Annotated in this window: 20 protein-coding genes and 1 pseudogene; 4 read left to right on the top strand and 17 right to left on the bottom strand. The window is 64.1% G+C overall.

The genetic code is table 11. The features are described 5' to 3' along the window. Window positions 1–95 precede the first annotated feature (95 nt). Window positions 96–983, top strand: coding sequence for a helix-turn-helix transcriptional regulator (locus CDN36_RS11460; protein ID WP_150555854.1), 888 nt, complete (start codon window positions 96–98; stop codon window positions 981–983). 127 nt (window positions 984–1110) lie between these two features. Here the strand turns inward: CDN36_RS11460 and guaA are convergent, their stop codons facing one another. The 3 genes from guaA to guaB are packed head-to-tail and all read right to left on the bottom strand — an operon-like array spanning window position 1111 to window position 4852. Continuing rightward, on the bottom strand, window positions 1111–2694 hold the full coding sequence (gene guaA / locus CDN36_RS11465) for a glutamine-hydrolyzing GMP synthase (RefSeq protein WP_287496779.1): 1584 nt from the start codon (window positions 2692–2694) through the stop codon (window positions 1111–1113). Then, the gene (locus tag CDN36_RS11470) at window positions 2669–3385 is read right to left on the bottom strand and encodes a hypothetical protein (protein WP_287496780.1); all 717 of its coding nucleotides are present in this window, start codon (window positions 3383–3385) and stop codon (window positions 2669–2671) included. The genes guaA and CDN36_RS11470 overlap by 26 nt, the downstream gene beginning before the upstream one ends. Before the next feature lie 6 nt (window positions 3386–3391). After that, on the bottom strand, window positions 3392–4852 hold the full coding sequence (guaB, locus tag CDN36_RS11475; protein WP_150555864.1) for an IMP dehydrogenase: 1461 nt from the start codon (window positions 4850–4852) through the stop codon (window positions 3392–3394). Between the two features lie 344 nt (window positions 4853–5196). Here guaB and CDN36_RS11480 point away from each other — a divergent pair, with 344 nt between their 5' ends. Further along, window positions 5197–6123 (top strand): DMT family transporter, encoded by a 927-nt coding sequence (locus CDN36_RS11480; protein WP_150555865.1) that lies wholly within the window; start codon window positions 5197–5199, stop codon window positions 6121–6123. 132 nt (window positions 6124–6255) lie between these two features. On the opposite strand, the gene CDN36_RS11485 is transcribed toward CDN36_RS11480, so the two are convergent. Then, window positions 6256–6591, bottom strand: a complete 336-nt coding sequence (locus CDN36_RS11485; RefSeq protein WP_287496781.1) for an RnfH family protein — start codon at window positions 6589–6591, stop codon at window positions 6256–6258. Then, window positions 6581–7015, bottom strand: a complete 435-nt coding sequence (locus CDN36_RS11490; protein ID WP_150555867.1) for a type II toxin-antitoxin system RatA family toxin — start codon at window positions 7013–7015, stop codon at window positions 6581–6583. The genes CDN36_RS11485 and CDN36_RS11490 overlap by 11 nt, the downstream gene beginning before the upstream one ends. A 168-nt stretch (window positions 7016–7183) precedes the next feature. On the opposite strand from CDN36_RS11490, the pseudogene smpB reads away from it, so the two are divergent. Continuing rightward, window positions 7184–7633, top strand: a pseudogene (gene smpB / locus CDN36_RS11495) (SsrA-binding protein SmpB); the annotation flags it as partial. A 221-nt stretch (window positions 7634–7854) separates the two neighbouring features. On the opposite strand, the gene CDN36_RS11500 reads toward smpB, so the two are convergent. From CDN36_RS11500 to ppsA, 3 genes are all read right to left on the bottom strand, one after another. Beyond that, window positions 7855–8835, bottom strand: coding sequence for an SPFH domain-containing protein (locus tag CDN36_RS11500; RefSeq protein WP_287496782.1), 981 nt, complete (start codon window positions 8833–8835; stop codon window positions 7855–7857). A gap of 133 nt (window positions 8836–8968) precedes the next feature. Beyond that, complete coding sequence (locus tag CDN36_RS11505; protein ID WP_287496783.1) at window positions 8969–9403, bottom strand: NfeD family protein; 435 nt, start codon at window positions 9401–9403, stop codon at window positions 8969–8971. Window positions 9404–9616: 213 nt separating this feature from the next. Further along, window positions 9617–12007, bottom strand: coding sequence for a phosphoenolpyruvate synthase (ppsA, locus tag CDN36_RS11510; RefSeq protein ID WP_287496784.1), 2391 nt, complete (start codon window positions 12005–12007; stop codon window positions 9617–9619). A 270-nt stretch (window positions 12008–12277) separates the two neighbouring features. On the opposite strand from ppsA, the gene ppsR reads away from it, so the two are divergent. Continuing rightward, window positions 12278–13168 carry a posphoenolpyruvate synthetase regulatory kinase/phosphorylase PpsR gene (ppsR, locus tag CDN36_RS11515; RefSeq protein ID WP_150555872.1) on the top strand — a complete coding sequence of 297 codons (891 nt, stop codon included), beginning with the start codon at window positions 12278–12280 and terminating at the stop codon, window positions 13166–13168. Between the two features lie 29 nt (window positions 13169–13197). Here ppsR and CDN36_RS11520 read toward each other — a convergent pair whose 3' ends face one another. From CDN36_RS11520 to rseP, 9 genes are all read right to left on the bottom strand, one after another. After that, window positions 13198–13977, bottom strand: a complete 780-nt coding sequence (locus tag CDN36_RS11520) for a TrmH family RNA methyltransferase (RefSeq protein ID WP_287496785.1) — start codon at window positions 13975–13977, stop codon at window positions 13198–13200. Continuing rightward, window positions 13974–14609 (bottom strand): ribonuclease HII, encoded by a 636-nt coding sequence (gene rnhB / locus CDN36_RS11525; RefSeq protein WP_241013940.1) that lies wholly within the window; start codon window positions 14607–14609, stop codon window positions 13974–13976. Before rnhB ends, CDN36_RS11520 begins: the two co-directional genes overlap by 4 nt. 107 nt (window positions 14610–14716) lie before the next feature. Further along, the gene (lpxB, locus tag CDN36_RS11530; RefSeq protein WP_287496786.1) at window positions 14717–15892 is read right to left on the bottom strand and encodes a lipid-A-disaccharide synthase; all 1176 of its coding nucleotides are present in this window, start codon (window positions 15890–15892) and stop codon (window positions 14717–14719) included. Window positions 15893–15895: 3 nt separating this feature from the next. Next, a complete protein-coding gene (gene lpxA / locus CDN36_RS11535; RefSeq protein WP_287496787.1) occupies window positions 15896–16687 on the bottom strand; it encodes an acyl-ACP--UDP-N-acetylglucosamine O-acyltransferase in 792 nt (263 codons plus the stop codon). A gap of 17 nt (window positions 16688–16704) precedes the next feature. Beyond that, entirely contained in the window at window positions 16705–17163 is a 459-nt protein-coding gene (gene fabZ, locus CDN36_RS11540; protein ID WP_150555876.1) for a 3-hydroxyacyl-ACP dehydratase FabZ, read from the bottom strand. Then, entirely contained in the window at window positions 17160–18230 is a 1071-nt protein-coding gene (gene lpxD, locus CDN36_RS11545; RefSeq protein WP_150555877.1) for a UDP-3-O-(3-hydroxymyristoyl)glucosamine N-acyltransferase, read from the bottom strand. The genes fabZ and lpxD overlap by 4 nt, the downstream gene beginning before the upstream one ends. A gap of 14 nt (window positions 18231–18244) precedes the next feature. Then, window positions 18245–18772, bottom strand: a complete 528-nt coding sequence (locus CDN36_RS11550) for an OmpH/Skp family outer membrane protein (RefSeq protein ID WP_287496788.1) — start codon at window positions 18770–18772, stop codon at window positions 18245–18247. 52 nt (window positions 18773–18824) lie between these two features. Then, window positions 18825–21128 carry an outer membrane protein assembly factor BamA gene (gene bamA, locus CDN36_RS11555; RefSeq protein WP_174966377.1) on the bottom strand — a complete coding sequence of 768 codons (2304 nt, stop codon included), beginning with the start codon at window positions 21126–21128 and terminating at the stop codon, window positions 18825–18827. Between the two features lie 72 nt (window positions 21129–21200). After that, on the bottom strand, window positions 21201–22610 hold the full coding sequence (rseP, locus tag CDN36_RS11560) for an RIP metalloprotease RseP (protein WP_287496789.1): 1410 nt from the start codon (window positions 22608–22610) through the stop codon (window positions 21201–21203). Window positions 22611–22641 lie beyond the last annotated feature (31 nt).

Here is a 22641-nt window from a genome sequence, read left to right on the forward strand (position 1 = left end):
CGATCTCCAAGTTTTGCCTGGAGACAAATCTAGGTGCTACAGCTATCCTGGTAAAGTAGTGACGTTATCATATTAAGGAGATTAACAGGCTCCAAATGCAGCAGGCGAACGAAAACCTTCTCGGGGCATATTTGCGGGACAGGCGCATGAGGCTCGATCCCGCGGCACTCGGCTTTCCCGCGGGGCGTCGGCGCACGCCCGGACTGCGCCGTGAGGAAGTGGCGCAGCGCGCCCATATCAGCCCCACCTGGTACACCTGGCTGGAGCAGGGTCGCGGCGGCGCCCCCTCGGCCGATGTACTGGACCGGATCGCGCAGGCGCTGATGCTGACGGACGTCGAGCGCGAACACCTCTTTCTGCTCGGCCTTGGGCGACCGCCCGTGGCACGCTATCAGGAGAAGAATGGCGTCACGCCTCGTCTGCAGCGCGTCCTCGACGCCCTGGAGCCGAGCCCGGCTCTCATTCGCACGGCCACCTGGAACGTCCTGGCCTGGAATCGGGCAGCCACTGTCATGTTGGGCGACTATGGTTCGCTGCCACCGCATCAGCGCAATGTGCTGCGCACCATCTTCCTCGATCCGCGCGCCCGCGCCTTGCAGTACGACTGGGAGAGCGTGGCGCGCCACGTCATCGGTGCATTCCGCGTGGACGCCGCGCGTGCCGGCGCGGCAACGGAGGTGGAGCCTCTCGTCGACGAACTCTCGCGGCTCAGTCCCGAGTTCAGAGCGATGTGGCGAGACAACGACGTTCGCGAAATCCAGGGAGAAGCGATCAAACGGATTCGGCATCCGGTGCTCGGCCCGCTAGCGTTCGAATATTCCACCTTCTCGGTCGACGGCCGGACCGACCTCAGCATGTGCGTCTACAATCCCGCAACGCCCGCGGACGTGGAGAAGATCGCATCGCAGATCGGTTTGATGCCACATGGAAGTACTCAGCCACTGCCGCATCCTGCGACCGGCGCGCCGCTCACCTCGCCATAGAAACGGGCGTGGCCGGGGAGTGCACAGCTTGCCCGACAATGCCAGTCAGCGAATAAAAAAGCCCGCAGTGACGCGGGCTTCGAGGTGGTTTCGTGCTCTTTGGTGCCGGTCTATGCCGGACGCGGGATCATTCCCACTCGATCGTCGCAGGCGGCTTGCCCGAGATGTCGTACACCACTCGATTCAAGCCACGCACTTCGTTGATGATACGGTTCGAGACCTTGCCAAGCAGTTCGTGAGGCAGATGGGCCCAATGCGCCGTCATGAAGTCTTGCGTCTGCACCGCGCGCAGCGCCACTACCCACTCGTAAGTCCGGCCATCGCCCATCACGCCCACGCTCTTGACGGGCAGGAACACCGCGAACGCCTGGCTCGTCAGCTCGTACCACGTCTTGCCGCTGTTCGGCTCGACCGTGTTGCGCAGCTCTTCGATAAAGATCGCATCCGCGCGACGCAGCAAATCGGCGTACTCGCGCTTCACTTCGCCCAGAATTCGCACGCCCAGGCCCGGGCCGGGGAACGGGTGACGGTACACCATGTCGTGCGGCAGGCCCAGCGCCACGCCCAGCTCACGCACTTCGTCCTTGAACAGATCTCGCAGCGGCTCGAGCAGCTTCAGACCCAGCGTCTGCGGCAAGCCGCCCACGTTGTGGTGGCTCTTGATCGTCGTCGCCTTCTTCGTCTTCGCGCCGCCCGACTCGATCACGTCCGGATAGATCGTGCCCTGCGCCAGCCACTTCGCATTCTTCAGCTTCTTCGCTTCGGCCTGGAACACTTCCACGAACTCGCGGCCAATGATCTTGCGCTTCTGCTCCGGATCCGTCACGCCCTTGAGGTGCCCCATGAACTGCTCGGACGCATCCACGTGCACCACCTTCGCGTGCAGACGGCCCTGGAACATGTCCATCACCATCTGGCCTTCGTTCAGGCGCAGCAGACCATGGTCGACGAACACGCACGTCAGCTGGTCGCCGATCGCGCGATGAATCAGCGCCGCGGCCACGCTCGAATCCACGCCGCCCGACAAGCCCAGAATCACTTCTTCGTCACCCACCTGCTCGCGGATCGCCTGCACGGCCTCCTCGATATGGTCGCGCATGATCCAGTCCGGCTTCGCACCCGCGATTTCCAGCACGAAGCGCTCTAGCAGCTCGCGTCCCTTCACGGTATGCGTGACTTCCGGGTGGAACTGCACCGCGTAGTAATGACGCTTCACGTCCGCCATGCCCGCGATCGGGCAACTCGGCGTGGACGCCATCAAGGCAAAGCCCTCCGGCAGCCGCGTCACCTTGTCGCCATGGCTCATCCATACCTTGAGCATGCCGTGGCCCTCGGGGGTGCGGAAATCCTCGAGACCATCGAGCAGCGGCGTATGGCCATGCGCACGGACTTCCGCATAACCGAACTCGCGATGGTTGCTGGCTTCGACCTGACCGCCCAGTTGCACCGTCATCGCGAACATGCCGTAGCAAATGCCCAGCACCGGCACGCCCAGATCCCAGACAGCCTGCGGCGCGCGCAGGTCCTGATCTTCGTAGGTACTCGCGTGGCTGCCCGACAGAATGATCGCCTTCGGATTGAACTCGCGGATGAATTCGTCCGTAACGTCGTTCGGATGGATCTCGCAGTAGACGTGCGCCTCGCGAACGCGGCGTCCAATGAGCTGGGTGACTTGCGAGCCGAAGTCAAGAATGAGGATTTTGTCGTGCATCGTGAGGTACGGATGAAGTGGATTCGTTGGACGTCGGCGCCGTGGCCGAAGGCACGGGCGTGACAATGCCGGTGGCGCCCACGGGCGCGACCGGCGTGGTGTGGGCGGACGCCCCCACCGGCGTTTCCATGCGCGGCTCGGCGCGCCGGCCCTGGGGGTCGTCGTCGACGCCCCGGGCCTCGGAGTATTCGTTGCCCGTATTGCGTAGGTCGCGTGGATCGCGCGGGTCGCGGCGGCCGTCGCTCACGACCCCGCCGCGCACGCGCTCGCCCGCCTGCTGCGCCGCCAGCACGCGCTCTTTCGTGCGCACGCTCGAGGCGAGCTTGACGAGGATGGCACCCGTCACCAGCAACACGGCGCCGAGCGCGGGCATCAGCAACTTGCCCCCGCCCGTGACCGCCAGTTGGCCGGAGATCAGCCAGCCCAGCACGAACGCACCGGTCACCCAGTTGATATGCCCCGTCACTTTCGCGACGGTGGCCGTCAACTGGCCGTTCACGGTGGCGTGCCATTGCAGCCAGGCCACGCCGATGAAGGCCACGCCGAGCGCCTGCGCATACAGCACGGGCGACGGCGCGGGCACTTCGATGGCCGCGTACAGCGATGACCAGAACGAGGCGATCAATAACACACCGAGTGCCAGATTGAGCGCTGCATCGAGGAACAGGACCGTACGCAACATGGCCTTCATGGGCGATTACTCCACGTGGTAGTTGGGGGCTTCCTTCATGATCTGGACGTCATGCACGTGCGATTCGCGCATGCCGGCGGCCGTGATTTCGACAAACTCTGCCTTCTCGTGCAGATCCTTGATCGTCGGGCAGCCGAGATAACCCATCGACGAACGGATGCCGCCGGTCAACTGGTGCAGGATCGCGTTCACGCTACCCTTGTAAGCCACGCGGCCTTCAATGCCTTCGGGCACGAGCTTGTCCGCGTTGTTGGCCGGGTCCTGGAAGTAACGGTCGGCCGCGCCATCCTTCATCGCCCCCACCGAGCCCATGCCGCGGTAGCTCTTGTACGAGCGGCCCTGGTACAGGAACACTTCGCCCGGCGCCTCTTCCGTGCCGGAGAACATGCTGCCCATCATCACGGTGTGCGCGCCGGCGGCCAGCGCCTTGGCAACGTCGCCCGAGTAACGGATGCCACCGTCGGCGATCAACGGCACGCCCGAATCCTTCAGGGCTTCCGCCACGTTTGCGATGGCCGTGATCTGCGGCACACCCACGCCGGCGACGATACGCGTCGTGCAGATCGAGCCCGGGCCGATACCGACCTTGACGGCGTCGGCGCCGTGCTCCACGAGCGCCAGCGCAGCGCTTGCCGTGGCAATGTTGCCGCCGACCACTTCGATCTGCGGGAAATGCTTCTTGACCCACTGCACGCGATCGAGCACGCCCTGGCTGTGGCCGTGAGCCGTGTCGACCACGATCACGTCAACGCCCGCGGCGACGAGCAGTTCGACGCGCTCCTCGTTCTCCGGGCCCACGCCCACGGCCGCGCCGACGCGCAGCTTGCCGTGTTCGTCCTTGCTTGCGAGGGGGTACTCGGTCGCCTTCGTAATGTCCTTGACGGTCATCAGGCCGCGCAGCTCGAAGGCGTCGTTGACCACCAGCACGCGCTCGAGGCGGTGGTCGTGCATCAGACGCTCGGCGTCGGCCGGCGATGCGCCTTCGCGCACCGTAATGAGCTTGTCCTTCGGCGTCATGATCACGCGCACCGGCTCGTCGAGGCGAGTCTCGAAACGCAGATCGCGGTTGGTGACGATACCGATGAGCTGAGCGCCCTCCACGACCGGGAAACCGGAAATGCCATGCTGGCGCGACAGCGCAATGACATCGCGCACTTTCATGTGCGGCGGGATCGTGATCGGGTCACGCAAAACGCCCGATTCAAAGCGCTTCACTTTCGAGACTTCCCGCGCCTGCTCGGCCGGCTTCAAGTTCTTGTGAATAATGCCGATACCGCCCTGTTGCGCCATGGCGATGGCCAGACGCGCCTCGGTCACCGTATCCATGGCGGCCGACAACAAAGGCATGTTCAGGGTGATGTTGCGCGTGAGCTTGGTTTTCAGGCTGGTGTCGCGCGGGAGAACGGCGGAGTACGCCGGGACGAGGAGCACGTCATCGAAAGTGAGTGCTTTTTGGATCAGACGCATGGCAAATCCTATAGGCGCAAAACCGAATTATACAGAAATCGCGCGCGGCATGGAGCGTCTGCCCCACATGTCAAGGGGCTTTTTCCCCGACGCCCGAATCGACCGGTCGGCGGCGCGCCGGGTGCCGGATTTCACAATAGGGCGCGACGGCCCCATGCTATTCTTGCGCCCTTCCTGCACCGGCCTCACCCGCCTCACCGGCGGCACCTGCAGCAATCCCGGCGCCGCCGCTGGCCGACGTGCCCGTCGTTCGGCCAGCGCTACGCTTTCGCTGGCGGGCCCAGGCGGATGCGGAATATCGACCTCTCGACACTCTCAACATCACGAACCACGGACGCGACTTCATGGGGCAAGGCATTTCGTATGGACTGGCGGCGGGCGCGTTATGGGGGCTGGTCTTCCTCGCCCCGCGCCTGCTGCCCGGCTTCTCGCCGCTCGAACTGTCGGCCGCTCGTTACGTACTCTACGGCGTAGTATCGGCGATGCTGCTCGCGCCGCTCTGGACGCGCCTGCGCCGGTCCGTCACCACAAACGACTGGCAGGCGTTATTCCGACTGAGCCTCGTCGGCAACCTCGTCTACTACCTGTTCGTTGCCGGCTCGGTACAGATGGCCGGCGTGGCGCCGGCCTCGCTCATCGTTGGCGTACTGCCGGTGACGGTGACGCTCGTCGGCAGCCGGGACCAAGGCGCCCTGCCCCTGTCTCGGCTGGCCGGGCCGCTCCTGCTCGTGGCCGCCGGCATCGTCTGCATCAACGTCGACGTGTTTGCCCACGCCACGCAAACCGGCGGGGACTGGCGGCTGACGCTCGTCGGCATCGTCTGCGCCGTGGGCGCGCTTGCCAGCTGGACCTGGTACGCGGTGGCCAACGCCCGCTATCTGTCCCGTTTCGGACACTTCACCAGTCAGGAATGGTCGCTACTGACCGGCGTCGCGACCGGGGTGCTGGCATTGGGACTCGCCATCGTGGCCGCGCTCGTGCCGCATCCGGCGACCGCCGGCGCGCCGCGCGACTGGCCGATGTTCCTGGGGGTGAATATTGCTGTGGCGGTGGGCGCGTCGACCATCGGCAACGCATTCTGGAATGCCGCCAGCCGGCGCCTGCCGCTCACGCTCTCGGGCCAGTTGATCGTATTCGAAACGCTCTTCGCGCTGCTGTACGGCTTTCTCTATGAACACCGGCTGCCGCGTCCGCTGGAAGTCGCCGCCATGGTGCTGTTGCTCGCGGGGGTGAGCGCGTCGGTGCGCCTGCATGCACGAGGGGCGCACTAGGCAGCGGTCAGCGGGCGAACGAGTGACGACCGGGTGGAGAGCGGGTGGAGAGCGGGCAATGACCGAGTGGCGATCGGGTGGCGGCCGCGTAGCGCCCCGCGGTACGCTCCTCGAACGGTGCCCGCGGGGCGTTCAACCGCTGCGGCGGCTACCGAGCCACTTCTGGCCCTCGCGACTGCCCTCGTTGCGCACTTTCTCGACGCGCCGTTGTCGCGCCACCTTCGGATCGGCTTTGAGCGGACGATAGATTTCGACACGGTCGCCGGCTTCGACGAGCGCGTCCAGCGCCCGTACCTTGCCGAACACGCCAGTCTTCACCCGCGCCAGATCGAGTTCGGGATACCGCAGCAGCAAGCCGCTGCGCTCGATGGCATCGCCGACGGTGGCGCCTTCGGGCAGTTCCAGCACCACGATGGTCTGCTCGGCCGGCAACGCGTAACAGACTTCCACCTTCATCTCACCTGGCATAGACGGTCTCCGCGCGTTTGACGAACGCGTCCACGAACGTATTGGCGATGTGACTGAAGACCGGCCCGATGACCTTTTCGAGCAGGAAATTCGCAAATTCGTAGTGCAGGGAAAACTCGATCTTGCAAGCGTTCTCGCGCAGCGGCGTGAATTTCCACGTGCCATGAAAGCGCTTGAACGGCCCTTCGACAAAGGTCATCTGAATGGAGTGCGGACGCTCCTGGACATTGCGCGTCGCGAACGAATGCTTCAGGCCCTTGAAGTCGATAATCAGCGACGCCTCCATGCTGTGCTCGTCCTGGTGCCGAATGTCGACACCGCCACACCACGGCAGGAACTTGGGATAGTCGGCGACATTGGTCACCAGATCGTACATCTGCGCAGCAGAGAAATGCACGAGAACGGTTTTACTGACTTCGGCCATCGTCTGTCGGGCGAGGTCAGCGTGGACGCGTCGCGTATCGGTGCCTGGTCAATCCACCGATCCTCAATGACTACGCGTCGCTGGCCGCCTCTTGCCGAGACTCTTTGTTAAAATCACCATTTTACCCGAGCCCGCCTCACCGGGTCCGACCAAGTTACCCGCCAAGGATCCATGAGTATCATCGACAACAAGAAAGCCTTCTTCGACTACTTCATCGAGGAGCGATACGAAGCCGGGATCGCGCTCGAAGGCTGGGAAGTCAAGGCCATTCGCGCCGGGCGGGCGCAGATCAAGGAAGGTTACGTCGTCATCAAGGAAGGCGAGATCTTTCTGATCGGCACGCACATCAGCCCGTTGCCCACGGCGTCGACGCACATCAAGCCCGACCCGGTGCGCACGCGCAAGTTGCTGCTCAAGGCCGACGAGATCAAGAAGCTCATTGGCAAAGTCGAGCAGCGCGGCTATACGCTCGTGCCGCTGAACCTGCATTACAGCAAGGGGCTCGTCAAGGCGGAAATTGGCCTTGCCAAGGGCAAGAAGCTGCACGACAAGCGCGAGACCGAGAAAAAGCGCGACTGGGAACGCGAAAAGGCGCGCCTTATGCGCACGCCGACCTGAACAGCCGGGCGGCGGCGCGAGGCACGGCACCGGCGCCGGTATGCTTCACTCTCAAAGGAAAACGGCCCGAATGGGCCGTTTTTTTTTGAGCGGAGATGGCGCCGCCGCGGAAGCCGTACACCGGAAACCGGCGTCGCCGTCGCACGCCCGGCGCTTATCGATTGCGGGCAGTCGCAGTCATCGGCAGCCCGCAGCTCGTTGCCCGCTTTGCGCCATCGGGCTCAGCGGCGCACGCTCGAATTACCGAAGCCGCCGACACCGCCGTCGGCAGCGACGCTCGAACCGCCTTCCGCCCCACGAACGATCTTGAGCGCCGCGGCGATCATGCCGCTCATGTCGGTCAGATTCCCCGGCACGATCAGCGTGTTGTTCGTCTTCGCGATCTTGCTGAATGCGTCGACATACTGCTCGGCCACCTTCAGGTTGACGGCTTCCATACCGCCCTGCGTCTGAATCGCCGTCGCAATCTTGTGAATGGCCTCGGCGTTGGCCTCCGCCACCGCCAGAATCGCCGCCGCTTCACCCTGCGCCTGGTTGATCGCCGCCTGACGCTCGCCTTCCGACTTCTGAATGGCCGCTTCGCGCGCCCCCGACGCCAGGTTGATCTGCTCCTGCTTCTTGCCCTCGGACGCCGCAATCAGCGCCCGCTTTTCGCGCTCGGCCGTGATCTGCGCCTGCATGGCGTGCAGGATTTCCTTCGGCGGTGTCAGGTCCTTGATCTCGTAACGCAGAACCTTTACGCCCCAGTTCGACGCCGCTTCGTCCAGCGCATTGACCACGCTGTGGTTGATGAACTCGCGCTCCTCGAATGTCTTGTCGAGTTCGAGCTTGCCGATCACGCTACGCAGCGTCGTCTGCGCGAGTTGCGTGATCGCGACGATGAAGTTGCTCGACCCATACGACGCCTTCATCGGGTCCGTCACCTGGAAGTACAGAATGCCGTCGACCTGCAACTGCGTGTTGTCCTTGGTGATGCAGATCTGGCTCGGCACGTCGAGCGGCACTTCCTTGAGCAGGTGCTTGTACGCCACACGGTCCACGAACGGCACGACGATTGAGAGCCCCGGCGTGAGCGTCGCGTGGTACTTGCCCAGACGCTCCACCACCCAGGCGTGCTGCTGCGGCACGATCTTGATCGAGCGCGCCGCGATGACCACCGCGATGATGAAGATGATGAACGCGACGTTGGATAGATCGAACATAGTTTCCCCTGATGCGCCCGCCTCGCCGGCAGGCTGTTACCCCGATTTCCTGCGACCGTCCGCCGTTGCCTGCCGCACGGCGGGGCGCGCGCCTCGTCCGACACGTGCGCGCCGCACAAGTTGCCGGGCCGCGTTACGCCGCGACATTCGCCACATACAGGCGACTGCCGCGAACTTCCCGAATCACGAACCAGCCGGCATTGGGCAACTCGCCCGGCAACAGTTCGACGTCCCACTCCGCCCCGCGATACATCGCCCGTGCGCGGCCATCCCGCTGCCACGCTTCGATGCGCAATTGCTGACCGATATCGAGGTTCGTATTCGGGTCCGCCGCGGCGTCGGCCTTGATACCGCGACGCCCGAACCGGCTGCGCCGCAGCAGCCAGACCGCCACGCCCGCCACCACGGCCGCAACCACCCACTGCAGCGGCCACTCCACGCGAAACACCGCAGCAACGCCACCGGCGGCCATGCCGAGCGCCACCATCAGGAGATAGAACGTTCCGCTTGCCAGCTCCAGTACCACCGTCAATCCGGCAACGCCGAACCAAAGCCAAGCCTGTTCCATCGCAACTCCCCGACATAAAAAAAACCCCGGCGTGATACCGGGGTTTATAGCATGAAACCCACCGATCGGCGCGAGCTTCCCCTGGGGGAGCCACTGCCTTTCGGTGGCGTCCGAGTGCCGCTCGGACGCTTCCCAACCGGACCTCAGACGAGCCTCAATACGAGGCCCGGGACGAGGCCCAATACCAGCACAATACGGGGGGCTTCGTAGGTCTTACTTCGCCAGCTTGGCGAGTTGCTGCCACGTATCGATGACCGTATCCGGGTTGAGCGACATGGAAGCGATACCCTCCTTCGCCAGCCATTCGGCCAGGTCCGGATGGTCCGAGGGGCCTTGACCGCAGATGCCGACGTACTTGCCCTTGGACAGGCACGCCTTGATGGCGCGGCTCAGCATGAACTGCACGGCCGGATCGCGTTCGTCGAAGTCCTTGGCGAGCAGTTCCATACCGGAATCGCGGTCCAGGCCCAGCGTGAGCTGCGTCAGGTCGTTCGAACCGATCGAGAAACCGTCGAAGTACTCGAGGAACTCGTCGGCCAGAATGGCGTTCGACGGCACCTCGCACATCATGACGAGCTTCAGGCCGTTTTCGCCACGCTTCAGACCATAGCCGGCCAGCATGTCGACCACGCGCGCCGCCTGACCCAGCGTGCGCACGAACGGCACCATGATCTCGACGTTGGTCAGGCCCATTTCGTCGCGAACACGCTTGAGCGCACGGCATTCCATCTCGAACGCCTCGGCGAAGTCTTCCGAGATGTAGCGCGACGCGCCGCGGAAGCCTAGCATCGGGTTCTCTTCGTCGGGCTCGTAACGCGAGCCACCGATCAGCTTCTTGTACTCGTTGGACTTGAAGTCCGACAAACGCACGATGACGCTCTTCGGATAGAACGCCGCGGCAATCGTGGCGATGCCTTCCGCGAGCTTGTCGACGTAGAACGCGCGCGGCGACGCATGACCGCGAGCCACCGACTCCACCGCCTTCTTCAGGTCCGCATCGATGTTCGGGTACTCGAGAATCGCGCGCGGATGCACGCCGATATTGTTGTTGATGATGAATTCCAGGCGGGCCAGCCCCACGCCTTCGTTCGGCAACTGCGCGAAATCGAAAGCCAGTTGTGGGTTGCCCACGTTCATCATGATCTTCACCGGGATCTTCGGCATTTCGCCGCGCTGGATCTCGGTCACTTCGGTCTCGAGCAGGCCGTCGTAGATCTTGCCTTCGTCGCCTTCGGCGCACGACACGGTCACGAGCGCGCCGTCCTTGAGCACGTCGGTCGCGTCACCGCAGCCCACGACTGCCGGCACGCCCAGCTCACGCGCGATGATGGCGGCGTGACAGGTCCGCCCGCCGCGGTTCGTCACGATGGCCGAGGCGCGCTTCATCACCGGCTCCCAGTTCGGGTCGGTCATGTCGGCCACGAGCACGTCGCCCGGCTGCACGCGTTCCATCTCGCTCGGATCCATGATCACACGCACGGGACCGGCGCCGATCTTCTGTCCGATGGCGCGGCCCGTGGCCAGCACCGGCGCGTCGCCCTTGAGCTTGAAGCGCTGTTCGACCTTGCCGGCCGCCTGGCTCTTCACCGTCTCCGGGCGGGCCTGCAGAATGTAGATCTTGCCGTCCTTGCCGTCCTTGCCCCACTCGATGTCCATCGGACGACCGTAGTGTTTCTCGATGATCAGCGCGAACCTGGCGAGCTCGGCGCAATCGTCGTCGGTGATGGAGTAGCGGTTGCGCAGTTCCATCGGCACGTCGACGGTCTTCACGCGGCCCGGCTCGCCCGGCTGCGTGAACTCCATCTTCACGAGCTTCGAGCCCAACGTTCGGCGGATGATCGGATACTTGCCGGCTTGCAGCGTCGGCTTGAAGACGTAGAACTCGTCCGGATTCACGGCGCCCTGCACCACCGTCTCGCCCAGACCGTAGCTCGACGTGATGAACACCACGTCCTGGAAGCCCGACTCGGTGTCGATCGTAAACATCACGCCCGAGGCGCCGCAGTCCGAGCGCACCATGCGCTGCACCCCGGCCGACAACGCCACTTCGGCATGCGTGAAGCCCTTGTGGACGCGGTACGAGATCGCGCGGTCGTTATAGAGCGACGCGAACACGTGCTTCATGCGATCGAGCACGTCGTCGATGCCCACGACATTCAGATAGCTTTCCTGCTGACCGGCGAACGAGGCGTCCGGCAGGTCCTCGGCCGTGGCCGACGAGCGCACGGCGAACGACGCCTCGGGCTGATCGGCCGTCAGGCGTGCAAACTGCTCGCGGATGTCCTTCTCGAGCTGCGGCTGCAGCGGCGCGTCGACGATCCATTGACGGATTTCCGCACCGGCCTGCGCAAGCGCCTTGACGTCGTCGACGTCGAGACCCTCGAGGCGCTGGGCAATGCGCTCGGTCAGATTGTTGTGATGGAGGAACTCGCGAAACGCGTGAGAGGTCGTGGCGAAACCACCCGGCACGCGCACGCCTGCGCCCGCCAGCTGGCTGATCATCTCGCCAAGCGATGCATTCTTGCCGCCGACCGACTCGACGTCGGTCATGCGCAGATGCTCAAACGGCACCACGTAGGCGCCGTTGTGTGCTGCGTTAGTCATAAAAGCCCCTAAGGTAAGAAAAAAATTCTCGGTGAACCGGCTGGGACTGACATGGGCCGATCGACCTGTTGGATAAGAAATCGCGCTTCGGCGGCGTCGAGCACCAGGGGCTAGCGCCCGACGACCTGCGTCCGGTTTCCGCGCCCCGGACTTCCCGCGGTGCCCCGCCGCACGGGGCTGGCGCCCGGTCGCACGCGAGGGCCGCGCAATTGCTTATCCAACAAGTTGCCGCTATTCTACCGTGCAACGCACCATTTTGCGATTCTGCGCATGACCGACGCCCCCCATACCGGAAATTCCCCGACACCCGCCTCCGACAACGCTGCTGCCCCGGTCAGGCCGGTGTCCGCGCGCCCGGTATTCATCGTGTCCGACGGCACGGGGATCACGGCGGAAACGTTCGCGCACTCGATCCTCGCGCAGTTCGAAATGCGCTTCCGTCAGATCCGCGTTCCGTTCGTGGATTCCGTCGATAAAGCCTATGAAACGGCACAACGGATCAACGAAATGTATCGGACCGAGAATGTACGGCCGATCATCTTCAGCACCCTGGTCGACGCTCGCGCCAACGAGATCCTGCGCAACAGCTCGGGCGTGATCCTCGACATGTTCCAGACATTCATCGAACCGCTGGAGCAGGAACTCGGCCTCAAATCGATGCACGCCATCGGGCGGGTTCACCAGAACGCCGACAGCGAGGCGTACAAGAACCGGATCGAGGCCGTGAACTTCTCGCTCGCCCACGACGACGGCCAGTCGAACAAGAACCTGGAGAGCGCCGACGTGATCCTCGTGGGCGTGTCGCGCAGCGGCAAGACGCCGACGACGCTCTACCTCGCCATGCAATACGGCGTGAAGGCGGCCAATTACCCGCTGATCCCGGAGGACTTCGAGCGCGAGAAGCTGCCCTCCACGCTCGACCAGTACAAGGACAAGATCTTCGGCCTGTCCATCGATCCGCAACGGCTCTCGGAAATTCGCAACGAGCGTCGGCCGGGCAGCAAGTATGCGTCGCTGGAGAATTGCCGCTACGAGGTCAACGAGGCCGAGGCGATGATGCGGCGCGAAGGCATCAAGTGGCTGTCCTCGACCCACAAGTCGATCGAGGAAATCGCCACGACCATCCTTCAGGAAATCAAGCTCGAGCGCGACGTCTACTGAGGGCATCGAGCCCGGGCCCGGCTCGCCCGTCACGTGAGCCGCTGGCGCACCGCCTCGAACAGGCAGATGGCCGCGCACGCGGCGACGTTGAGCGACTCCATCCCTCCGGGCTGCGGGATGCGAATCGGCGTTTGCACACGATCGAGCCAGTGCGGCGACACGCCTGCCCCTTCGTTGCCGAAAATCCACGCGAGCGGCGCGCGCAGATCCAGCGCATAGAGCGAGGTCTTCGCCTGCAGGCTGGTGGCGATCAGCGGCACCGCCAGCCGTGGCCCGAGCGAATCCGGCGTGCAATGCTCCACGATGTTCAGCGAGAAATGCGCGCCCATGCCCGCACGCAGCACCTTGCTCGACCAGGCGAGCGCGGTGCCCGACATGCAGTAGACGTCGCGCACCCCGGCGGCCGCCGCGCTGCGCAGGATGGAGCCGACGTTGCCGGCGTCCTGCACGGCGTCGAGGATCACGCAGTCGGCCGTTTGCGAGACGGGCAAATGCCCCGCCGGCATCTCGACGACGAACAGCAGGGGCACGCCGTTGACGAGCGTCGAGAGCGGCTCGAACAACGCATGCGGCAGGCACACGCGGCGCTCCGCCTCCACGCGCGCCCAGATCCGGGCAACCTCATCGTTGCCGAGCGCCGATTCCGCCGCGACGCACACGAGCGGCTGACCCAGGGCATCGAGATACGCGTCGGCCAGGTGCACACCTTCGAGCAGCGTTTGCCCGAGCTTGCGACGCTGCTGGTTCGACTGCGCCAGTTGCTTGAGCCGCTTGTAGAACGGGTTGTCCTTGGAACTGATGAGCTTCATGAGGTGCTGACCACGCGCGACACGGTCAGCGTGCCGAAGATTTCGAACGCCTCGCGCACCGGCGCGAACGACTGGCGATGATGGGGACACGGCCCGTGCAAACGCAGTGCCTCGAGATGGCGGGGCGTACCGTAACCGACGTGCTCGTCGAAGCCGTACTGCGGAAACGCGTCGTGCAGCGCGATCAGTTGACGATCGCGCGTGACCTTCGCGAGGATCGACGCCGCCGAGATCGCGGGCACCTTGTCGTCGCCCTTGACGATGGCCTGCGCACGCATCGGCAACACGGGGCAACGATTGCCGTCGATCAGCGCGAGGCTCGGCACGCGTGACAGGCCGTTGACGGCGCGCTGCATGGCCAGCATCGTCGCGTGCAGGATGTTGAGCGAATCGATCTCGGCCACACTGGCTTCGGCGACGCAGAAGGCCAGCGCGCGCTCGACGATCTCCTCGTACAACGCTTCGCGCCGCTGTGGCGTCAGCTTCTTCGAATCGGCCAGCCCCTTGATCGGGCGCGCCGGGTCGAGAATGACGGCTGCCGTGACCACGGGGCCCGCCAGCGGCCCACGCCCGACTTCGTCAACCCCACAGGTGAGGTCGGCCGCCACGTCGGCGAACAAATCGAGCGCCATCTGCGACCGCGTCGCGTTGGCGCCACGGGCGCGCGGCTTCGCGGCCGCGGGCGGCACGCCCTCGCCCGCCGCTTTGCGAGCCGTTCGGCCAATCCTGATGTCGTCGCTCATATCCGCCCCTTCTCGCGCAGCACGCGTTCGATGACCTCGGCCGAACGCGCCGCGGTGTTCTGGCGCAGTTGCTCGTGGATCTTCGTGAAGCGCGCCTGCAGGGATTCGCGCAATGCGGGGTCCGTCAGTTGTCGCCAGACGGCGTCGGCCAACGCTTCGGGCGTCGCGAAATGTTGCAGCAGTTCCGGTACGACAAATTCGCCGGACAGGATGTTGGGCAAGCCGACGTAAGGCAGATACCCCTGACGCTTCATGATCTGCGCGGTGAGCCAGGGCACCTTGTACGAAATCACCATCGGCTTCTTGTACAGCGCCGCTTCGAGCGTTGCCGTACCGCTCGCGAGCAGCACGCTGTCGGACGCTTCGAGCGCGAGCGGCGCCTGCGCGTCGATCACCTTGAGATTGAGGTCGCCGTGCGCGTCGATGATCGGCTGCATCATCGCGCGCAGGCGCGGCGTAGCGGCCGGCAGCACGAAACGGATGGACGGCTCGCGCTTGGCGAGCCGTCGCATCGCGGCAAAGAACACCGGCGTGAGACGCTGCACTTCCGAGGTGCGGCTACCCGGCAGGATGGCGACGACCGGGCCGCTGCCCGACAGCGCCAGCCGCGCGCGCGCACCGGCCACGTCGGGCACCATCGGAATCTTGTCGGCCATCGGATGGCCCACGAACGTGGCGTCGATCCCGGCCCGATGATAAATCTCCGGCTCGAACGGGAACAGGCAGAGCATGTGATCGACGGCCCGCTTGATCTTCTTGATGCGCCCGCCGCGCCACGCCCAGATCGATGGGCTCACGAAGTGAATCGTCGGCACGCCCGCTTCGCGCAGCTTGATCTCGAGGTCGAAGTTGAAGTCGGGCGCGTCGAAGCCGACGAACGCCAGCGGTCTGTCGGCCAGCCAGCGCTCGCGAAGTTGCTTGCGGATGGAGAGAATCTCGCGCAGGTGCTTGATGACTTCGACGTAACCCATGACCGAGAGCTTGTCGATCGGGAAATAGGCGTCGAAGCCGGCTTCGGCCATGTGCGGGCCGCCAACGCCCGCATAGGCGATGTCGGCCGGCAGGCTCTGCTTGAGACCGGCAAGTACGTTGCCGGCAATGAGATCGCCGGACAGTTCCCCGGCCACCATCGCCAGGGTTCGCTGGCCGGCGCCGGGAAAGTTCGGCGACATGGGTCAGCGCACGATACCGCGCGTGCTGGTGTTGAGGAAGTCGAGCAGCGTGCGCACGGCGTCGAAAACGTCGGAAGCGCCGGTGTTGCCGAACGCCTCGATCTGCACCTTCGCTTCGTCGAGTGTCAGCCCGCTCTTGTACAGCAGCTTGTAGGCGTGACGCAGGGCAGTGATCGTCTCCGCCGAGAAGTTGCGGCGGCGCAGCCCCTCGACGTTGATGCCATATGGCACTGCGCGATCGCCCGAGGCGATGACGTAAGGCGGCACGTCCTGCACCAGTACCGAAGCGCCCCCGACCATCGAGTGCGCACCGATGCGCACGAACTGGTGCACCCCCGTCATGCCGCCGATGATCGCCCAGTCGTCGACGTTGACGTGACCGGCGAGCTGCGCGTTGCTCGAAAACACCGTGTGGTTGCCCACGTGGCAATCGTGCGCGATATGCACATACGCCATGATCCAGTTGTCGTTGCCGACGCTGGTCAGCCCGCCGTCCTGCACCGTGCCGGTGTGGATCGTCGTGAATTCGCGAATGGTGTTGCGATCGCCGATGACAAGCCGGGTCGGCTCGCCTGCGTACTTCATGTCCTGCGGGCTGCCGCCGATCGACGCGAACGGACCGATCTTGTTGCCCTCGCCGAGCGTCGTGTGACCGTCGACGACAGAGTGCGAAAGGATCTGCGTTCCCGCGCCGAGCGTGACGTTCGGCCCGATGATCGCATAGGGGCCGACGACGACGCCCTCGGCCAGTTGCGCCTTCGGATCGACGACTGCGGTGGGATGAATGTTCGTCATGAGCGTCTCAATTCCGGTTATTCGCCGTTCTTCTTGACCATGCACATGAACTCGGCTTCCGCCGCGATCTTGCCATCGACCAGGGCCTTGCCCTTGAACTTGAAGAAGCCGCGCCGCTCGCTCAGGAAGTCAATGTCGAGCACGATCTGGTCGCCCGGTTCGACAGGACGCTTGAAGCGAACGTTCTCGATACCCACGAAATAGTAGAGCGTGTTTTCGTCATGCACCGGCTCCTCGGAGAACGTGAGCAATGCGGCGGCCTGCGCCATTGCCTCGACGATCAGCACGCCCGGCATGACCGGACGCTGCGGATAATGCCCCGTGAAGTACGGCTCATTGATCGTGACGTTCTTGATGACCTTGATGTTCTTGTGCGGCTCCAACTCGATCACACGGTCCACCATCAGCATCGGATACCGATGCGGCAGCAGCTTCATGATCTTGTGGATATCGATATTGATAGTGGTCTCGCTCATTTGTCTTGCAGGTCTTTGACCTTCGCTTCAAGTTGACGCACGCGGTCGCGCATCTTGTCCAGATTGCGCATGATGGCCGCGTTTTTGTTCCATTCGGCGTTCGGAATCGCCGGGAATGCGCTCGTATATGTGCCCGGGCCGGGAATCGATTTCGAGACGCCGGACTTGGCCGTCACGATAACCCGGTCGCCGATGGTGACGTGTCCGGCCACGCCGACAGCCCCGCCCAGCATGCAGAACTTTCCGATCGTACTGCTGCCGGCAATGCCCGTACACGCGGCAATCACGGTGTAGGCGCCAACGCGCACGTTATGCGCGATCTGCACCTGGTTGTCGATCTTGCAACCGCGCTCGATCACCGTATCGGCCATCGCGCCGCGGTCGATGGAGGTCGACGCGCCGATCTCCACGTCGTCCTCGATCACGGCACGGCCGACCTGCGGAATCTTCACCCATTCGCCGCCCGTGGCCGAGAAGTCGGGGGCAAAGCCGAAACCATCGGAGCCGATCACCGCCCCCGCGTGAATCACGCAACGCGCGCCGATCACGCTCGTGTGGTAAATCGTGACGTTCGGGTAGACGAGCACGTCGTCTCCGAGCGTGGTGCCGCGGCCGATGAAGACATTGGCCATCAGACGCACACGCTCGCCCAGACGCACGCCCGCTTCGATCACCACGTTCGGGCCGATCACGCACGAGGCCGGAACTAGCGCCGCCGGGTCGACCACGGCGCTCGGGTGAACGCCGGGCGCCACGGCCGGGGCCGCGGCCTGTGCGAACATCTGCGCCACACGGGCGAAATACGCGTAAGGATTCGGCGCGATGATCCAGGTGCGACCGTCGTGCGACGGCAGCTTGTCGAAATCGGCCTTGGAGAGAATGATTGCCGCCGCGCCCGACTTGGGCACTTCGGCGAGATACAGCGGATTGGACAGGAACGCGAGTTGACGCGCGCCGGCGCGATCGAGCGGCGCGAGGCCCTCGACCGTCACGTCGCCGTCACCGACGAGATCGCCGCCGAAGCGGGCGACCAGTTGAGCAATCGAAACCGACGGCGCTCCCGACATGGAAGACGCCCCCGTCACTTGCCGCCGCCCGAACTGGCGTTCAGGGTCTTGAGCACCTTGTCGGTAATGTCGATACGCGGGCTCACGTAGACAGCCTCCTGCACGATCAGATCGTACTTGTCGGCCTCGGCAATTTGCTTGATGACGCGGTTGGCGCGGTCGAGCACGGCGGCGAGTTCTTCGTTGCGACGCTGGTTCAGGTCTTCACGAAACTCTCGCTGCTTGCGCTGGAACTCGGTGTCGGCCGCGGCCAGATCGCGCTGGCGCTTGGCGCGCTCGGCGTCGGACAGCGTGGGATTGTCCTTGTCGAGCTTGTCCGACATCGCCTTGAGACGTTGGGCCATGCTTTGCAGATCCGCGTCCCGCTTGGAGAACTCGGCTTCGAGCTTGGCTTGCGCCGCCTTGGCCGGTGCCGAATCGCGCAGAATGCGATCCGAATTGACAGCGGCGATGCGCGCATCCTGGGCCGTGGCGGCAAACGCCGCGCCGGCCAGCAACGCCGCGGCCACGCCGCGCAGGCAATGCTTACGGATACCGTTCAATGTATTACCCCTTACAACGATGATTCATTCGTAACCGGTCGACGCGCCGTCGTCAGAACGACGTACCGACCTGGAACTGGAATTTCTGATACTGGTCGCCCGTCTTCTTGACCAGCGGGAAGCCCATCGAGAGTTTGAGCGGGCCGATCGGCGAAATCCACGACAGGCCGAAGCCGTAAGAATAGCGCAGGTTATTGAAGGTGATCGCCTGGCCGTTATCGAACACGTTACCGCCATCGAAGAACGTGAAGATGCGCAGCGTGCGATCGTAACCCGTGCCCGGCAGCGGGAACGTCAGTTCGACGTTGCCGATGAGCTTCGAGGCGCCACCCAGCGGCTCCCCGTTCGTATCCTTCGGCCCCAGCGAGCTCGGCTCGTAACCGCGTACCGAACCGATACCGCCCGCGAAGTAGTTCTTGAAGATCGGGAACGGCTGGCCGCCCAGCCCGTGACCGTAGCCCACCTCGCCGTTCAACGCCAGCGTGAAGCCGCGGCTTACCGGATAGTAGTACTGGTGCTGGTAATACGCGCGGAAGTACTTGGTCGTACCGATCGGCGTGCCGACTTCCAGGTTGGCCTGCTGATAGTGACCGCGGTTCGGGATCAGCGCGCTGTCACGCGAATCGCGCGACCAGCCGATCGTGAGCGGATAGTTGTTGCTGACGTAGCCGAACTGGTTCGCGTAGTCGATGTAGCGCTGCGGCGTGGTGCCGTCGCTCGTCAGGTGCAGGCGCGTCTGTTCGAAACCCAGACCGAAGAACACCGTATCGACTTCCGAGAACGGCACACCGAACTTGAGGTTGCCGCCCAGCGTGTTGATACGGAAGTCCGAATCGCTCGTGAGCAGCAGCGGCTGATACGTGCGGTAATAGACGTCGGTAATGCGGCTCACGCCGTCGACGGTGAAGTACGGATCGACCTGCGTGACCGCCAGCGTGCGGTAGGTCTTGCCGGTGTTTACGTTCACCGAGAGCGACGTGCCCGAGCCGAACACGTTGTCCTGGCTGATACCGGCCTGCAGCACGACCTTGTCGGTCGACGAGAAGCCGGCACCGACGTTGATCGTCCCCGTCGGCTTTTCCTCCACCTTCACCTGCAGGTCGACCTGATCGTTCGAGCCGGGCACCGGCTCGGTCGTCACGTTCACGTCGGTGAAGTAGCCCAGACGGTTGATACGGTCCTGCGAGAGTTTCAGGCGGTCCGCGTCGTACCACGAGCTCTCGAGCTGGCGCAGCTCGCGGCGAATGACTTCGTCGCGCGTGCGCGAGTTGCCCACGATGTTGATCTTGCGCACGTACACGCGGCGGCCCGGATCGATCGTCATCGTCAACGCCACCGTGTGGTTGTTGCGATCGATCGTCGGCTGCGCGTTCACGTTGGCGAAGGCGAAGCCGTAGTTGCCGAGCAGATCGGAGATGGCCTTGGTGCTCGCCTGCAGCTTCGCCGCGGAGAACGTGTCGCCGGCCTTGAGTTGCACGAGCTTCTGGATGTCGTCCTGCTTGCCGAGCATCTCGCCGGTGAGCTTCACGTCCGAGACCTTGTACGGCTCGCCTTCGTGCAGATTGATCGTCAGGAACATCTGGTCCTTGTCCGGCGTAATCGAGACGTCGGTGGAGTCGATGTTAAATTCCAAATAACCGCGATTCAGGTAGAACGAACGCAGCTTTTCCAGATCGCCGGTGAGCTTGTCCTTGGAATACAGATCGTTCTTCGAGTACCACGACAGCCAGTTCGGCGTGCCCAGCTCCATCTCGGACATCAGGTCCGAGGAGGAGAACGCCTTGTTACCCACGAAGTTGATCTGCTGGATCGTTGCCTTCGGGCCTTCGGTCACGGCGAACTGAATGCCCACCCGGTTGCGCTCGAGCGGCGTGACCGTCGTCTTCACCTCGGCAGCGTAATAACCGCGCGTAAGGTATTGACGCTTGAGTTCCTGCTCCGACTTGTCGAGCAGGTTGCGATCGAACGTGCGACCTTCGGTCAGGCCGACCGAGCGCAGCGCCTTCTTCAGACCGTCCTTGTCGAATTCCTTGATGCCGAGAAAGTCGATGCTCGCAATTGCGGGACGCTCGTTGACGTGCACCACCAGCACGCTGCCTTGCGCTTCGACGCTCACGTCCGAGAACAGGCCCGTTGCATAAAGGGCACGAATTGCTTCGGTGCCCTTATCGTCGTTGAACTTGTCACCCGGTTTGACCGGCAGGTAGGAGAACACCGTGCCGGGTTCGATGCGCTGCAAGCCCTCCACTCGGATATCCTTGACCACGAACGGCTCGACGGCGCGCGCCAGGAAACTGTGTGCCGCCAGAACCGCAATCACCAGGGTCTTCGGAACAAGGTGGTATTTATTCGACAACTTGCTTCCCCAAGAAACAATTGAATCGTAAAAACTCGGATTTGCCTGCGACCGGCAGGCGCGTGACGCTGTCTAGTGCAGCAACTTCGACAGGTCGTTGAAAAGTGCTACGGCAGAGAGCGCAAGGATGCAGACGATGCCCACTCGTTGCAGCGCGCCCTGCCACCGTTCGGAAACCGCCCGCCCGGTAATCGCTTCGACCGCATAATATAACAGATAGCCACCGTCCAGAACCGGAATCGGCAACAGATTCAATACGCCGAGACTAATGCTGACAAGGGCCAGAAAGGCGACGAAATAATCGAGTCCCAGACGTGCGGAACGCCCCGCATAATCGGCAATCGTGACCGGCCCGCTCAGGTTTTTGAGCGACGCCTGCCCGACGATCATCTTGCCGAACATGCGCACGCTGAACGCCGTCACATCCCATGTGCGCTGCGCACCGCGGCCGATTGCCTCGAAGAGGCCGTAACGCACGCTCACCGAATCGACCTGGCTTGCGAGCGCGGCGCCGATCTTGCCCACGGGGGCGCCCGCCGGCCTGGCTGCACTGCCCTCGCCCGCCGGCTCGACTTCGGCGCTCGGTGTAAGCGTTACGCTGCGCACACCGCCGTCGCGGCGCACGGTCAGCGTCATGGGCTTGCCGGGGTGCGCGCGCACGGCATCCACCAGCGCCTTGGCCGACGCCAACGGGCTGCCATCGACGGCCGTGATCTCGTCGCCTACGCGCAAGCCCGCCTTCTGCGCGGCGCTTCCCGGCACCAATTGCCCGACCTTGACGCGCGCCGACGGCACCAGCCCCAGGCGCTGCATGAAATCCTGCTCGCCGTCGCCTTCGAAATGCTGACCCGCGGCGTCCAGCGTGTACTCGGCCCGGCCGTCGCGCGTACGCGCCACCAGCGTGACGCGCTGCCCTTCGATGATCGGATCGACGAGCCGCCAGCGCAGGTCTTCCCAAGAGCGCACCGGCACTTCGTCGCCTACGGCGGCATCGGGATCGTTACCGTTTTCGCGAACGCCGGTGATCAGTTCGCCCCCCGAGAGGCCCGCGCGCGCAGCCAGCGTTCCGGCCGCCGGCGGCGCAATGCGCGCGACCGGCTCGGTCACGCCGGTGAGATTCAGACCGGTGTAAAGCGCGATGGCAAGGAGGAAGTTGGCGACCGGCCCGGCCGCCACGATGGCGAATCGCTTGTAGACGGATTGACGGTTGAAGGCGCGATCCCGGTCTTCCGGCGCAACGATCTGCGTCTCGTCACGCTCGTCGAGCATGCGAACGTAGCCCCCCAGCGGCAAGGCGCACACCGTCCATTCGGTACGGTCACGCCCCATCGTCCACTTGAAGAGCGGCGCGCCGAACCCCACCGAGAAACGCAGCACCTTCACGCCGCAAAGCCGCGCCACCGTGTAATGCCCCAACTCGTGGAACACCACCAGCACGCCAATGGCGACGGCGAAAGCGAGCAGCGTGGTGAGCAGATTCATGAGCGGGACGGGGCCTCGGGGACGTTATGAC

The sequence above is a fragment of the Pandoraea sp. CB10b_02 genome (assembly GCF_002216225.1).
Lineage (GTDB): Bacteria > Pseudomonadota > Gammaproteobacteria > Burkholderiales > Burkholderiaceae > Pandoraea > Pandoraea nosoerga.

Coding starts and splice junctions, on each gene's coding strand:
- CDN36_RS11460 (WP_150555854.1), top strand. CDS start 96: ATGCAGCAGGCGAACGAAAACCTTCTCGGGGCATATTTGCGGGACAGG.
- guaA (WP_287496779.1), bottom strand. CDS start 2,694: ATGCACGACAAAATCCTCATTCTTGACTTCGGCTCGCAAGTCACCCAG.
- CDN36_RS11470 (WP_287496780.1), bottom strand. CDS start 3,385: ATGAAGGCCATGTTGCGTACGGTCCTGTTCCTCGATGCAGCGCTCAAT.
- guaB (WP_150555864.1), bottom strand. CDS start 4,852: ATGCGTCTGATCCAAAAAGCACTCACTTTCGATGACGTGCTCCTCGTC.
- CDN36_RS11480 (WP_150555865.1), top strand. CDS start 5,197: ATGGGGCAAGGCATTTCGTATGGACTGGCGGCGGGCGCGTTATGGGGG.
- CDN36_RS11485 (WP_287496781.1), bottom strand. CDS start 6,591: ATGCCAGGTGAGATGAAGGTGGAAGTCTGTTACGCGTTGCCGGCCGAG.
- CDN36_RS11490 (WP_150555867.1), bottom strand. CDS start 7,015: ATGGCCGAAGTCAGTAAAACCGTTCTCGTGCATTTCTCTGCTGCGCAG.
- CDN36_RS11500 (WP_287496782.1), bottom strand. CDS start 8,835: ATGTTCGATCTATCCAACGTCGCGTTCATCATCTTCATCATCGCGGTG.
- CDN36_RS11505 (WP_287496783.1), bottom strand. CDS start 9,403: ATGGAACAGGCTTGGCTTTGGTTCGGCGTTGCCGGATTGACGGTGGTA.
- ppsA (WP_287496784.1), bottom strand. CDS start 12,007: ATGACTAACGCAGCACACAACGGCGCCTACGTGGTGCCGTTTGAGCAT.
- ppsR (WP_150555872.1), top strand. CDS start 12,278: ATGACCGACGCCCCCCATACCGGAAATTCCCCGACACCCGCCTCCGAC.
- CDN36_RS11520 (WP_287496785.1), bottom strand. CDS start 13,977: ATGAAGCTCATCAGTTCCAAGGACAACCCGTTCTACAAGCGGCTCAAG.
- rnhB (WP_241013940.1), bottom strand. CDS start 14,609: ATGGCGCTCGATTTGTTCGCCGACGTGGCGGCCGACCTCACCTGTGGG.
- lpxB (WP_287496786.1), bottom strand. CDS start 15,892: ATGTCGCCGAACTTTCCCGGCGCCGGCCAGCGAACCCTGGCGATGGTG.
- lpxA (WP_287496787.1), bottom strand. CDS start 16,687: ATGACGAACATTCATCCCACCGCAGTCGTCGATCCGAAGGCGCAACTG.
- fabZ (WP_150555876.1), bottom strand. CDS start 17,163: ATGAGCGAGACCACTATCAATATCGATATCCACAAGATCATGAAGCTG.
- lpxD (WP_150555877.1), bottom strand. CDS start 18,230: ATGTCGGGAGCGCCGTCGGTTTCGATTGCTCAACTGGTCGCCCGCTTC.
- rseP (WP_287496789.1), bottom strand. CDS start 22,610: ATGAATCTGCTCACCACGCTGCTCGCTTTCGCCGTCGCCATTGGCGTG.